This window comes from Streptomyces ipomoeae 91-03 (assembly GCF_000317595.1).
GTDB lineage: Bacteria > Actinomycetota > Actinomycetes > Streptomycetales > Streptomycetaceae > Streptomyces > Streptomyces ipomoeae.
The window spans coordinates 1-13489 of the sequence record NZ_AEJC01000492.1 but is presented as its reverse complement, the minus strand read 5'-3'; the positions used below and the strand labels follow the sequence as shown (position 1 = coordinate 13489).

At 71.6% G+C, this 13489-nt stretch carries 11 protein-coding genes; 5 read left to right on the top strand and 6 right to left on the bottom strand.

Going from position 1 to position 13489, the window contains the following annotated elements; all coding sequences use genetic code 11:
- The first annotated feature begins 2 nt into the window (after nt 1-2).
- Nucleotides 3-644 carry a class I SAM-dependent methyltransferase gene (locus STRIP9103_RS32240; RefSeq protein ID WP_009327465.1) on the top strand — a complete coding sequence of 214 codons (642 nt, stop codon included), beginning with the start codon at nt 3-5 and terminating at the stop codon, nt 642-644.
- Between the two features lie 128 nt (nt 645-772).
- Here the strand turns inward: STRIP9103_RS32240 and STRIP9103_RS32235 are convergent, their stop codons facing one another.
- From STRIP9103_RS32235 to STRIP9103_RS32215, 5 genes are all read right to left on the bottom strand, one after another.
- Nucleotides 773-1549 carry a hypothetical protein gene (locus tag STRIP9103_RS32235; RefSeq protein WP_234022356.1) on the bottom strand — a complete coding sequence of 259 codons (777 nt, stop codon included), beginning with the start codon at nt 1547-1549 and terminating at the stop codon, nt 773-775.
- 90 nt (nt 1550-1639) lie between these two features.
- Nucleotides 1640-2794 (bottom strand): XdhC family protein, encoded by a 1155-nt coding sequence (locus tag STRIP9103_RS32230; protein ID WP_009327467.1) that lies wholly within the window; start codon nt 2792-2794, stop codon nt 1640-1642.
- Between the two features lie 95 nt (nt 2795-2889).
- On the bottom strand, nt 2890-5313 hold the full coding sequence (locus STRIP9103_RS32225) for a xanthine dehydrogenase family protein molybdopterin-binding subunit (RefSeq protein ID WP_009327454.1): 2424 nt from the start codon (nt 5311-5313) through the stop codon (nt 2890-2892).
- Nucleotides 5314-5315: 2 nt separating this feature from the next.
- Nucleotides 5316-6008: a (2Fe-2S)-binding protein gene (locus tag STRIP9103_RS32220; RefSeq protein ID WP_009327464.1), complete on the bottom strand. Its 693-nt coding sequence runs from the start codon at nt 6006-6008 to the stop codon at nt 5316-5318.
- On the bottom strand, nt 6008-6907 hold the full coding sequence (locus STRIP9103_RS32215) for an FAD binding domain-containing protein (RefSeq protein ID WP_009327445.1): 900 nt from the start codon (nt 6905-6907) through the stop codon (nt 6008-6010). The genes STRIP9103_RS32220 and STRIP9103_RS32215 overlap by 1 nt, the downstream gene beginning before the upstream one ends.
- A 436-nt stretch (nt 6908-7343) precedes the next feature.
- Here STRIP9103_RS32215 and STRIP9103_RS32210 point away from each other — a divergent pair, with 436 nt between their 5' ends.
- Both STRIP9103_RS32210 and STRIP9103_RS32205 read left to right on the top strand, forming a co-directional pair.
- Nucleotides 7344-9020 carry a PucR family transcriptional regulator gene (locus STRIP9103_RS32210; RefSeq protein WP_009327466.1) on the top strand — a complete coding sequence of 559 codons (1677 nt, stop codon included), beginning with the start codon at nt 7344-7346 and terminating at the stop codon, nt 9018-9020.
- Nucleotides 9021-9171: 151 nt separating this feature from the next.
- Nucleotides 9172-9945: a hypothetical protein gene (locus STRIP9103_RS32205; RefSeq protein ID WP_009327458.1), complete on the top strand. Its 774-nt coding sequence runs from the start codon at nt 9172-9174 to the stop codon at nt 9943-9945.
- Between the two features lie 189 nt (nt 9946-10134).
- Here the strand turns inward: STRIP9103_RS32205 and STRIP9103_RS32200 are convergent, their stop codons facing one another.
- Entirely contained in the window at nt 10135-11007 is an 873-nt protein-coding gene (locus STRIP9103_RS32200) for a GntR family transcriptional regulator (protein ID WP_009327461.1), read from the bottom strand.
- A gap of 249 nt (nt 11008-11256) precedes the next feature.
- Here STRIP9103_RS32200 and STRIP9103_RS32195 point away from each other — a divergent pair, with 249 nt between their 5' ends.
- Nucleotides 11257-12075 carry a (2Fe-2S)-binding protein gene (locus STRIP9103_RS32195; RefSeq protein WP_048821374.1) on the top strand — a complete coding sequence of 273 codons (819 nt, stop codon included), beginning with the start codon at nt 11257-11259 and terminating at the stop codon, nt 12073-12075.
- Between the two features lie 330 nt (nt 12076-12405).
- A complete protein-coding gene (locus STRIP9103_RS32190; RefSeq protein ID WP_009327448.1) occupies nt 12406-13461 on the top strand; it encodes a DUF2637 domain-containing protein in 1056 nt (351 codons plus the stop codon).
- Nucleotides 13462-13489 lie beyond the last annotated feature (28 nt).

Here is a 13489-nt window from a genome sequence, read left to right as displayed (position 1 = left end):
CCATGACCGATCACCTGCACACCACCCGACTGTCCTACGACACCGTCGCCGCCGACTACGAGCTCCTGCTCCGGGAGGAGATGGCGAAGAACCCGTTCGACCGGTCGGTGTTGGGGGTGTTCGCCGAGCTGGTGCTGGGCAGCGGTGGCGGGCCCGTCGCGGACCTGGGGTGCGGGCCGGGGCGGATCACCGGGCATCTGGCCTCGCTCGGGCTCGATGTCTTCGGTATCGATCTGTCCCCGGAGATGGTCACCGTGGCCCGCTGGGCGCACCCCGGGCTGCGGTTCGACGTCGGCACGATGACCGCGCTCGACCTGGCGGACGGCTCGCTCGCCGGTGCCGTCGCCTGGTACTCGACGGTGCACACACCACCCGCCGAACTCCCGGTGCTGCTCGGCGAGTTCCACCGCGTCCTCGCCCCCGGCGGCCTCCTCCAGATGGCCTTCAAGGTCGGCGAGGAGTCCTACCACCTGTCGCACGCGTACGGCCACGATCTGGACCTCGACGTCTACCGCTACCCGACCGACCTGATCGCCGAGTTGCTGAAGGACGCGGGTTTCGTCGAGTCCGCTCGCCTGGAACGGGAGGCCGGGCCCAAGGAGAACACCCCGCAGGGGTACTTGCTGGCGCGCAAGCCGGCGTGAGTGCGTGAGTGTCCGGGGCTCGGCCCGGGGCTCGGCTCCTCCGGCCTCGGCGGCTCGTGCCCCGGCCTCGGGGCTGCGGGGTCCCGAGGCCTGGGGCATCCAGGGCCTCGGGCCTCCAAGGCCTCGGATCAGGATCGGCCCCGGTCCGGGTCCCCGCTTCGGCTGGTGGCCAGGCCGTCGCGGCGGTCGCGGTCGCCGTCGCCCGTCGTGCTGAGGAGGGTGTCGCAGATCTCGCGCAGCTTGTCGGTGGCCTGTTTGGAGAAGAGTCCGCAGAGCCCCGCTATGCCGGAGAAGCCGTACGGGTTGGTCGCCCCGGCACCGGAGCTGCCGGCGAACAGGCCGCCGCGCAGCAGCAGATAGACGAGGAGGGCGAGGGCCACTCCGATGCCGGCCCGCAGCAGGTACCACCACAGCCAGCTCGCGTACAGCCGCCGGTTGCCGACGTACGTCGCGAACGACGTGGCCGCGTGCACGAAGCTGCCGAGCGCGCTGCACACCACCACCGCGAGCAGCATCGCGGTGTCGGCGGTCAGCTCCCAGTCCCCGAGCCCGAAGGGCGCCCACCGCGCGGTGGCCGCCGGGTCCGCCCCGGGCTCGACCGTCGCCAGCACCACCGGCCAGAGGGTCACCAGCGCTCCGCACACGAAGACGACGTCGGCCAGGAGGAAGAGGCCGAGCGTGGTGGTGGCCGCTGTCGAGAGCCGCCGCCGGTCACGCGTACCGTCGGCTCCCGCCTCGCTCACGTCGTCGTCCGGGCCGCCGCTGTCCGGGCCCCCGTCATCCGGACCGCCGTTGTCCGGACCGCCGTTGTCCGGGCCTCCATTGCCCAGCCCGTCCGAGTGGGGGCCGTCCGGGTCCTCGTCCCTGCCTCCGCCCGCGCCCTGCTCCATGGTCGTCGTGCTCAACTGTCCGCCCCCGATGTGATGTTCCGTATCGCAGACGGTCAACCCTGCCGCCCCGTCGGTCAAGGCACAAGGTTCGGCCAGGGCACAAGGTCAGGAAACGCGGAGGCTCGGCAGTTCCGTCACATCGGAGGTGCCGTCGTGGTGGATCGGCGTGTGCGCCCCGGTCAGGGAGACGCCGCTGCCGCCGCGCCGGTCGGCGACTATCTCGGAGGCGATGGACAGGGCCGTCTCCTCGGGCGTGCGGGCGCCGAGGTCGAGGCCTATGGGGGACCTGAGGCGGGCCAGCTCCAGCTCGGTGACGCCGACCTGCCGGAGGCGTTCGTTGCGGTCGAGATGGGTGCGGCGGGAGCCCATGGCGCCGACGTACGCGACCGGGAGCCGCAGCGCCAGCTTCAGCAGCGGTACGTCGAACTTGGCGTCGTGGGTGAGGACGCACAAGACCGTGCGGGCGTCCACCGACGTCCGCTCCAGGTACTTGTGCGGCCACTCGACGACGATCTCGTCGGCCTCGGAGAAGCGGGCCTTCGTCGCGAAGACGGGGCGGGCGTCGCAGACGGTCACGTGGTAGCCGAGGAACTTGCCGATCCTCACCAGCGCCGACGCGAAGTCGATGGCGCCGAAGACGATCATCCGGGGCGGAGGCACGGAGGACTCGACCAGAACCGTGAGCGGTGCTCCACAACGAGAGCCCCGCTCCCCGATCTCCAGGGTGCCGGTGCGGCCGGCGTCGAGGAAGGCGCCGGCCTCGGCGGCGACCGTGCGGTCCAGCTCGGGATGGGCGGCGAAGCCACCGTCGTACGAGCCGTCCGGGCGGACGAGGAGCGCCCGGCCCCGCAGATCGGCGGGGCCGGAGACGATCCGCGCCATCGCCGCCGCCCGTCCGCTCGCGGCGGCGGAGAGCGCGGCGACGACCACCGGGCGGACGGGATCGCCGACCCGCACCGGGGTGACGAGGATGTCGATGATCCCGCCGCAGGTCAGGCCGACGGCGAAGGCGTCCTCATCGCTGTAGCCGAAGCGTTCGAGGACCGGCTCGCCGTCCTCCAGCGTCTGTCGGCACAGCTCGTAGACGGCGCCCTCCACACACCCGCCGGAGACCGAGCCGATCGCCGTGCCGTCGGCATCCACCGCGAGGGCGGCGCCGGGTTGGCGGGGCGCGCTGCCGCCGACGGTCACCACGGTGGCCACGGCGAAGTCACGCCCCTGCTCGACCCACCGGTGCAGTTCTGCGGCGATGTCCAGCATCTCTCGGTCTCCTCGACAAGCGGTGGTTGCGCAGATGGTACGCACGCGGCAGCGCACCACGGTGCGGGCGGCGAACCGCATGCGCAGCCGGTCGGTTACGCCGTGTCCGTCAGGTGTTCCGGACGGACCGGGGTCTTGTTCAGTTCCAGGCCTGTCGCGTTGCGGATGGCCGCGAGGACGGCCGGCGTCGAGGACAGGGTCGGGGCCTCGCCGACGCCTCGGAGGCCGTAGGGGGCGTGGGCGTCGGCCAGTTCGAGCAGGTCGACGGGGATGGTCGGGGTGTCGAGGATCGTGGGGATGAGGTAGTCCGTGAAGGAGGGGTTGCGGACCTTCGCGGTCTTCGGGTCCACGACGATCTCCTCCATCACCGCGATGCCGAGACCCTGGGTCGTACCGCCCTGGATCTGGCCCACCACGGACAGCGGGTTGAGGGCCTTGCCGACGTCCTGGGCGCAGGCCAGTTCGACGACCTTGACCATGCCCAGCTCGGTGTCGACCTCGACGACCGCCCGGTGCGCGGCGAAGGAGTACTGGACATGGCCGAAGCCCTGGCCGGTGCGCGGGTCGAAGGGCTCGGTGGGCCGGTGCCGCCACTCCTCCGTGACGTCGACCGACTCGTCGCCGAGCACGTCGACCAGGTCCGCCAGCACCTCGCCGGCGTCCGTGACGACCTTGCCGCCCTCCAGGAGGAGTTCCGCGGTCGCCCAAGCCGGGTGGTACGTACCGAACTTGCGGCGGCCCATCTCCAGGACCTTCTCGCGGACGAGCTCGCACGCGTTCTTCACGGCGCCGCCGGTGACGTACGTCTGGCGGGACGCGGACGTCGAACCGGCCGAACCCACCTGGGTGTCCGCCGGGTTGATGGTCACCTGGGTGACGCCCAGTTCGGTGCGGGCGATCTGCGCGTGGACGGTGATGCCGCCCTGGCCGACCTCCGCCATGGCCGTGTGGACCGTCGCCACCGGCTCGCCGCCGACGACCTCCATGCGCACCCGCGCCGTCGAGTAGTCGTCGAAGCCCTCGGAGAAGCCGACGTTCTTGATGCCGACCGCGTAGCCGATGCCGCGTACGACGCCCTCGCCGTGCGTGGTGTTGGACAGGCCGCCCGGCAGCTGCCGTACGTCCGCGTCCTCGCCCGCCGCCAGCCACTGCTGCTCGGGCGGCAGGGGCATCGCCTTGACGCGGCGCAGGAGTTCGGCGACCGGGGCCGGGGAGTCGACGACCTGGCCGGTGGGCATCAGGCTCCCCTGCGACATGGCGTTCAGCCGCCGGAACTCCACCGGGTCCATGTCCAGTCTCGCCGCCAGCTTGTCCATCTGCGCCTCGTACGCGAAGCACGCCTGGACCGCGCCGAAGCCGCGCATGGCGCCGCAGGGCGGGTTGTTGGTGTAGAGGGCGATGGCCTCGATGTCGACGTCGTCGATGACGTACGGGCCCGCGCCGAGCGAGGCGGCGTTGCCGACGACCGCCGGTGAGGAGGAGGCGTACGCGCCGCCGTCCAGGACGATCCGGGCCTTGACGTGCGTGAGCTTGCCATCCTTCGTCGCCCCGTGCTCGTAGTACAGCTTGGCGGGGTGGCGGTGGACGTGTCCGAAGAACGACTCGAAACGGTTGTAGACGATCTTGACCGGTTTGCCCGTGCGCAGGGCGAGCAGACAGGCGTGGATCTGCATCGACAGGTCCTCGCGGCCTCCGAAGGCACCGCCCACGCCCGCCAGCGTCATACGGACCTTGTCCTCGGGCAGGCCCAGGACGGGGGCGATCTGGCGGAGGTCGGCGTGCAGCCACTGTGTGGCGATGTAGAGGTCGACGCCGCCGTCCTCGGCGGGTACGGCGAGTCCGGACTCGGGGCCGAGGAAGGCCTGGTCCTGCATGCCGAAGACGTACTCGCCCTCGACGATCACATCGGCGCGCTCGCGGGCCCTCGCCACGTCGCCGCGGATGATGGGCTGGCGGTGGACGATGTTCGGGTGCGGGACGTGGCCGCTGAGGGGGGTCCCCCCGGTCGAACGAAGTTGAGGCTGGGGGAGGTCGGTGCGGTTGTCGTGGAGCAGGATCGCGTCCGGCGCGGTCGCGGAGGCCTCGTCGGTGATGACCGGCAGTTCGCGGTACTCCACCCTGATCCTGGCGGCGGCGCGGCGGGCGGTCTCCGGATGGTCGGCGGCGACGATCGCGACCGGCTCGCCATGGTGCCGGACCCTGCCGTGGGCGAGGACCGGGGTGTCCTGGATCTCCAGGCCGTAGTGCCTCACGTCGGTCGGCAGGTCGTCGTACGTCATGACGGCGTACACACCGGGTGTGGCCAGTGCCTCGCTCGTGTCGATGGAGACGATCTCGGCGTGCGCGACCGTGGAGCGCAGGATCTGGCCCCAGAGCATGTCCTCGTGCCACATGTCGGACGAGTACGCGAACTCGCCGGTGACCTTGAGCGTGCCGTCCGGGCGGAGGGTGGACTCGCCGATGCCGCCCTTGGTGCGCGAGCCCTGGGTGAGGTTGGCGGGCAGACCGGTGGTTCCCATGCTCAGACCCCTTCGGACTGCCGGGCGGCCGCCAGGCGGACCGCGTCCATGATCTTCTCGTAGCCGGTGCAGCGGCACAGATTGCCCGACAGCGCCTCGCGGATGTCCGCGTCGCTCGGGTTGGGGTGGCGCTCCAGCATCTCGTCGGCGGCGACGAGCAGACCCGGTGTGCAGAAGCCGCACTGGACGGCGCCGGCGTCGATGAACGCCTGCTGGATCGGCGAGAGTTCCACTCCCTCGCCGGTCCGGGAGTCGGCGCCCTTCGCCTGCCACCGCTTGGCCTCGTCGAGCGAGGTCCCGGACGCGCCGGAAGTACCAGAGGCGGCCGACGTACCCGAAGCGCCCGAAGCGGCCGACGTATCAGAGGCCGCCGACGCGTTCGACGTACCGCACGCGCCCGTCCCGCAACCGCCGCGCTCGGCGTGCGGGCCGCCTTCGGCGCGCTGCCTGGCGTAGTCCGCCAACCCCTCGACGGTGACGACCTCGCGGCCCTCCACCTGTCCGGCGGCCACCAGACACGCGCACACCGGTACGCCGTCGAGGCGGACGGTGCACGAGCCGCACTCGCCCTGCTCACAGGCGTTCTTGGAGCCGGGCAGACCGAGCCGCTCGCGCAGCACGTACAGCAGGGACTCGCCCTCCCACACGTCGTCGGCTTCCTGCGGACGGCCGTTGACCGTGAAGTTGACGCGCATTACGCGGCACTCCCCTTCTGACGCGAGGCGCGGTCGGTGCCGCGGTACGACTCCCAGGCCCACATCAGGGTCCGGCGGGCCATGACGCCCACCGCGTGGCGGCGGTAGCTCGCGGTGCCCCGGACGTCGTCGATGGGGTTGCAGGCGGCGGCGCACAGCTCGGCGAACTGCTTGGCGACCGAAGGAGTGACGATCCTTCCGTTCTCCCAGAAGCCGCCCTCGGCGAGCGCCGCGTTGAGGAACTCCTCGGCGGCCTTGGCGCGGATCGGGGTCGGCGCGGCCGAGCCGATGCCGGTGCGGACCGTCCGCGTCCCGGGGTGCAGGGCCAGGCCGAACGCGCACACCGCGATGACCATCGCGTTGCGCGTACCGACCTTCGAGTACTGCTGCGGCCCGTCCGCCTTCTTGATGTGCACGGCGCGGATCAGCTCGTCGGGGGCGAGGGCGTTGCGCTTCACGCCGGTGTAGAAGTCGTCGATGGGGATGAGCCGGGAGCCCCTTACGGACTCGACTTCCACCTGGGCGCCCGCCGCGAGGAGGGCCGGGTGGGCGTCGCCGGCCGGGGAGGCGGTGCCGAGGTTGCCGCCGACGCCGCCGCGGTTGCGGATCTGCGGGGATGCCACCGTGTGCGAGGCCAGGGCGAGTCCGGGCAGTTCGGCGCGGAGGTTCTCCATGATCCGGGTGTACGGGACGGACGCGCCCAGCCGAACCGTTTCCTCGCCGACCTCCCACTCGTAGAGATCACCGATGCGGTTCAGGTCGAGCAGATATTCGGGCCGACGGTGGTCGAAGTTGATCTCGACCATCACATCGGTGCCGCCGGCGATCGGTACAGCGGTGGTGTGCTCGGCCTTCGCAGCGAGCGCCTCCTCCCAACTGGCGGGGCGAAGGAAGTCCATGACCGGCTCTCTTCTTCGTCTCTGTCGTCTCGGAGCAGTTCCGTTTGAGCCAGATCGTGTGCGGCGGGCCCGGCTCGTCCATGCTCTGTTCACGTGGTCCGACGTCAGTACACAGCGCCGCGCTCCGCCCCGGTCAGTCACGGAAGACATGAAGGAGTTGGCTGGCCAGGGGGCGTATCTTGTAGATTCATATGAACGGAGACCACCAGAAACCTCCTTGTTTTCGCCTGGAAACATCCAGGGCACAGTCGGGGCCCCGAGGGCAGGCTCCGAAAGTCCCAGGCCACCGCCCGGGCCTGCTCCCGGCCTTTCGAACCCACCCTCTCCCGGAAGTCATGAGCACGCCCCCCGGGCGAACCGACCGTTGATTTCGAGACATCTCCAAGACAACGAGACATCTCCAGGACAAGACGACACAGGAACGGCGGCGACGAGAATGCGCCTGCGCGCACTGCTGGACACCGACGCGCTGGGGTTGCGGCTGCTCGGCGGCGAGGACGAGCTGGACCGCACCGTGCGCGGTGTGATGACCACCGACCTGCGGGACCCCAGCCGCTATCTCTCCGGCGGCGAGCTGGTCCTCACGGGCCTGGCCTGGCGCCGGGGCGCCGCCGACTCCGAGCCCTTCGTACGGATCCTGGTCGGCGCCGGGGTCGCGGCGCTCGCCGCCGGCGAGGCGGAGCTGGGCGACATCCCCGAGGACCTGATCGTGGCCTGCGCCCGGCACCGGCTGCCGCTGTTCGCGGTCAACGAGTCGGTGGCCTTCGCGACGATCACCGAGCACGTCGTACGGCAGGTCTCGGGCGAGCGCGCCGGGGACCTGGCGGCCGTGGTGGACCGCCACCGCCGGATGATGACCTCCGGCCCGGCGGGCGGCGGCCCCGATGTCGTCCTCGACCTGCTCGGCTCCGACCTGGACCTCAGGGCCTGGGTCCTCTCCCCCACCGGCCGGCTGATCGCGGGCCCGAAGGTCGCAGGGCCCCCGCTGCCACCCGCGCTGTGCGCGCATCTGGCCGGCGAGCACCTGGCGTCGACCCGCACGGGACGGCGGGGCCCGTACCGGGTGACCGTCGGTGCGACGACGTACTCGCTCTTCCCGATCAGCCGCACGGGCCGTGACGCGAACACCGCCGCCCGTGACGTGCGCGAGACCGTGCTGTCCGACTGGCTGCTCGCGGTCGAGGCCGACGCCGGGGACTGGGCCGCCGAGCGGCTCGACCTGCTGCACGGCGTCACCCAGCTGATCGCGATCGAGCGGGACCGCCGCGACGCGGCCCGTACGGTACGGCGACGGCTCGCCCAGGAGGTCCTTGAGCTGGTGCAGGCGGGGGCGGCCCCGGCCGAGATCGCGGCCCGGCTGCGGGTGGCCGCGCCGGTGCTGCTGCCCGGCCTGGGGGCGGCGCCGCACTGGCAGGTGGTCGTGGCACGGGTCGAGTGGGACGGCGGCGAACCGGGCACCGGCCCGATCGCCCAGGCCCTGCTGGAGGAGGTCCTGGTGGACCCGCTGGCGACGGGCCCCGAGCACTCCGACCGGATCGCCGTCGCCCACACCGGCGAGGAGGCCATCGCTCTCGTCCCCCTCCCGGCGGTCTCCTCCGAGCACGACGGCTCCGAGACGGGCGTCCACGCCGACACTCTCCTCGCGGCCGTACGGGACCCGCTGTCGGCCGGCCTCGACGACGACGGACGGCTCACCCTCGGCGTCAGCGCGGCCGTGCACTCCGCCGAGGGACTGCGCGGCGCCCTGGAGGAGGCCCGGCACGCACGCCGGGTGGCCGCGGCGCGCGCCGGGCGGGTGTGCGCCGCAGGCCACCAGGAGCTGGCCTCCCACGTCCTCCTGCTCCCGTTCGTCCCCGACGACGTCCGCCGCGCCTTCACCGCCCGCCTCCTCGACCCCCTCCGCGACTACGACCGCCGCCACCGCGCCGAACTGATCCCCACCCTGGAGGCCTTCCTGGACTGCGACGGCTCCTGGACCCGCTGCGCCGCCCGCCTCCATCTGCACGTCAACACGCTGCGCTACCGGGTGGGCCGCATCGAGCAGTTGACAAGCCGAGACCTCTCCCGTCTGGAGGACAAGCTCGACTTCTTCCTGGCGCTGCGCATGAGCTGAGGTCAAGGGGGTTGTGGACGAAGATCGTCGTGCGCCGCCCGCACCCCATGACTTTGTGAATTCCTTCACCCACCCCCTTGGCCGAGCCCGGTGATTCATGCTGAGATGCCGCCACCACCTAAGGCTCAACGGCGTGCTCGGGGAGGGCAACGTGGCGCATACCGCCATGTCTGGTAACGGAACGACCTCCAGCGACGATCCACTCCAGACCGCGGTATGGCGGCTGCGCTCACGCGCCTGCTGGGCCGACGCGGCCGCGCTGCTCGAACCCGTCACTCCACAGGCCTCGCTCCAGCGGACCGCCTTGCTCGTCGAGCGCTGTCTCTACACCGAGCAGGGCTGGGAGGAGGCCGAGGACGCGCTGCGCACGGCCGAGGCACTGGCCCGCAGCGACGAGGAGCGGGGCGCGGCGGCCTGCGAGCGCGGCCAGTTGGCGTACGCGGCGACGCTGTTCGGCGTACGGGACCGGGCCGACGAGGCTCCCGCCGCGCTCGGCCGAACCGCCGCGCTGATCCCCCCGGGCGCGCCCGGCCGGGCCCAACTCGACTTCCGCCGGGGCCTGATCGCCGAGAACCTCGCCCGCGCCCCGCAGGCCGCCCGCGCCGCCTACCGCCGCGCCCACGCCGGCGCGACCGCCCACGGCGACCTTCTCCTGCAGTCCTTCACCTGGCGTCACCTCGCCGGACTCGCCCTCCACGAAGGTGAGTTGGCCGAGGCCCGCCACGGCTTCGCCGAGTCCCTGCGCATCCGGGAGGAACTGGGCTATCTGGTCGGCACGGCCCCCGCCCTCGCCTCCCTGGCCGACGCCGAACCCGAGCCCGAGGCCTCCCGTCTCCGCGAGGAGGCCCGCCGTCTCTTCCGTCTCCTGGGTGGCGTACCGACATGGCTGTCACGGCAACTGGCGCCACCGGCCGCGACGGCGTGAGGGCCGGGGAGGACGGCCGGGGCCGCGCCGGACAGTAAGGGCCGCGCCCTCAACGGGCTCGGGCCTGTCACACGCGCGGCTCCGCCGCGTGGGCGCGACCGGCCACAGACGACCGACGACCGACGACCGACGACCGACGACCGACAGCCGACAACGGCGCACAGCCCCTACGGCGTCGGCTCGCCTGCCCTACGCCCCGCCGAAGTGATTACCCATGAGGCATTCCACCGCCTCGAGATCCCCCGCCATCAACGCGTCCAGCAACGCGATGTGCTCCGCCGCGTCCGCCAACAGCTCAAGCCGCGTCCCGGCCACCGACCCGGCGCTGAGCGGCAGCTGGGTCCGGCGATGCAAGTCGTCGGCGATCTGCACCAGTTGCTCGTTCCCGGCCAGGGCCAGCATCCCCCGGTGGAACGCACGATCGGCCTCGCCGTACGTGGCCCGGCACCCGGAGGAGGCGGCCCGAGCCGTCTCCTCCGCCAGCGGCCGCAGCTCGGCCCAGCGGTCGGCCAGCAGCGTACGCGCGAGCCGCAGGATCACCGGCACCTGGAGCAACGCCCGCACCTCCGCGAGCTCGGCCAGCTCACGCGCCCCGCGCCGCACGACACGGAACCCCCGGTTGGGTACGACCTCGACCGCGCCCTCGATGGCCAGTTGCTGCATGGCCTCGCGGACCGGCGTGGCGGAAACCCCGAACTGCTCACCGAGCGCGGGCGCCGAGTACACCTCGCCCGGCGTCAACTCCCCGGCGGCGAGAGCGGCCCGCAGCGCGTCGAGGATCTGCCCCCGCACCGAGGCCCGCTGCACGACCGGCCGCCCCTGCGCATCCGCCGGGCCAGGGCCCGCCGTACTCCGGGGAAGGGGAATCGGCGTCTCGCTGTGGGTGTGTTCCCCCCTGGCGGCGTCGGCATCGGTCGCCTGGGCCAGGTCACGGCGTACCGCGCTCGCGTCGCCCGCCGCGGTGGCGCCCCGCCCCCGCTCCCGGTCCACGTCGGCGACCCCGGGCTGCGCAGGCACTCGATAGGCCGCGGCAGCGGATGGGCGCGGTCCGGCCTGGTTCACGGGTCCTCCTGCGAGCCGAGTCGGGTGTACGGGCAAGTCGGCCGAGCAACAGATCCGAGTAGTACATGGGGCGCTTAGGTCACTACTGGGGTTGTTACCGGTCGTAAAGCACCATAGGCGTACATGCGCTCAGTTCAAACCTCGACCATCACGGGTAAGGTAAGCCTTACTTGGCAGCGATGGTGAAACGGCGGTCTCCGTATGCCTCTTTCAGCACCGGCTCCGGCACCCGGTTCGCGCACGTCGCCCATGTCGGCGGCGTACGCCCGTCTCACCGAGGTACTGCCGGTGATGAGCGTGACAGAACTCTCCCTCACTGATCCATTGCCCGAAGGTGAGGGGTGGGTTACGGCGGCCGGGCTCGCGGCGGCCGACGCCGAGTTGGACGGGTTCCTGGCGTGGGACGAGGCCCAGATACTTCGGGACCACGGCCAGAAGGGGCGCCCGGACGTCGTGGCGACCTTCGGACTGCACCGGTACGCCTGGTACGCCTGCCTGCTGTTCACGGTGCCCTGGTTCCTGGAGCGCCGGGTGCCGCGGTTCCCGGCCGAGCATGTGGCGTTCCATCGGGAGGAGAGCCGCCTGGTGGTGCGCGGGGAAACGTTCAGCTGCCTGCCGGGCGACCCGGCCGCCGGTGCGCCGGGGGCCCGGACGGTGCCGGACGAGGAGGCGCTGCGGGCCGAGGTGCGGGCGGCGTTCGCCGAGCACATAGAGCCGGTCCTCGGCGGCTTCGGGCCACGTATGCGACGGCGGGGACGCGCGTTGTGGGGCATGGCGACCGACGAGGTGGTCGAGGGGATCTGGTACATCGCCGAACTCCTCGGCACGGACGAGCAGGAGCGGTGCCGGCGCGAGCTGGAGCTGTTGCTGCCGGGCGCGACCCGGCCGTACGTGGGCTCCGCGGGGTTCCGTGAACTGACCGGCCCGAACGGTGAGTCACTGTCCACCCGCGACCGGGCGAGCTGCTGCATGTTCTACACGCTGGAGCCGGAGGACACCTGTGTCACCTGTCCGCGCACCTGCGAGGCGGAGCGGATCGCCAGGCTGACGGCCGCCGCCACCGGTTGACACCCCCTTCTCCCCACGGCACTGCCGAACGACCCCCCGGCGATCGCCCGGGGCATGTGCCGTAAGATCCACTCCGGGTGGGACCCTCGTCGGGTTACAGGTGGTTCACAAATTCCTCACTTGTCGCAGGAACTTTCCGTGGAACCACTCGAACGGGTAATCTCACTCGCACTCAACTCCCGTCCCTCGCGCGGTAGTTCGAGCAGAATGCCGTCATGCGTCACTCATTGCACTTCTTTGGCGGTCTCTTGCCCCGAAACCCCCTGAGGGCCGCGAGGATTGGGCCACTATGGCGGGCGTTACGCCCTATCCCAATGCAAGGGACCCCTGATGAGATTGACCGACATATCGCTGAACTGGCTGCTTCCGGGCGCCGTACTGCTCCTGGGCATGCTGGCGGCGGTGGCGGTGCTCGCGCGCGGCAAGCGCTCCGGGGAGCACGCTAAGACCGAGGATTCGTGGGAACGCAGCGAGGAGCGTCGCAGGCGCAAGGAGGCCCTCTACGGCACCGCCTCCTACATCCTCCTCTTCTGCTGTGCCGCGGTCGCCGCCGCGCTCTCCTTCCGCGGCCTGGTCGGCTTCGGCGAACAGAACCTGGGCCTCACCAACGGGTGGCAGTACCTGGTTCCGTTCGGCCTGGACGGCGCCGCCATGTTCTGTTCGGTGCTCGCGGTGCGCGAGGCCAGCCACGGTGACGCGGCCCTCGGCTCACGCATACTCGTGTGGACGTTCGCGGGTGCGGCGGCCTGGTTCAACTGGGTGCACGCGCCCAGGGGTCTCGGCCACGACGGCGCCCCGCAGTTCTTCGCAGGCATGTCCATGTCCGCCGCGGTGCTCTTCGACCGCGCGCTGAAGCAGACCCGCCGGGCCGCGCTGCGCGAGCAGGGCCTCGTGCCGCGTCCGCTGCCGCAGATCCGTGTCGTCCGCTGGCTGCGGGCCCCGCGCGAGACGTACAAGGCCTGGTCGCTGATGCTGCTGGAGGGCGTGCGCAGCCTGGACGAGGCTGTGGACGAGGTACGCGAGGACAAGCGCATAAAGCAGGAGAACCGCTCGCGCAAGCGTGAGCAGGAGCGCCTGGAGCGCGCCCATCTCAAGGCGATCAGCCGTGGCCACCGGGGTCTGCCCGGTCGCGGCGGCGGTGGCGGTGGCGGGCGCCAGGTGGACACCACCGTGGAGCGCGTGCCCGCGGCCCAGGTGGCCTCGGAGCCTGCCATATCGACGCCGGAGCAGCTGCCCGTACGTACCCGTCCCTCCCTGCAGCCCGTGCGCAACGGTGGTGACAAGTCGATCACCGTCGACCTCACCGCGGAGGACGACACCATGGCCCTGCCGCGGCTCGACTCCCTTGAGCGCAAGCTCAAGGACCTTGAGCAGCAGTTCGGCTGATGACGCAGCGGTTCGGCTGACTCCGGAC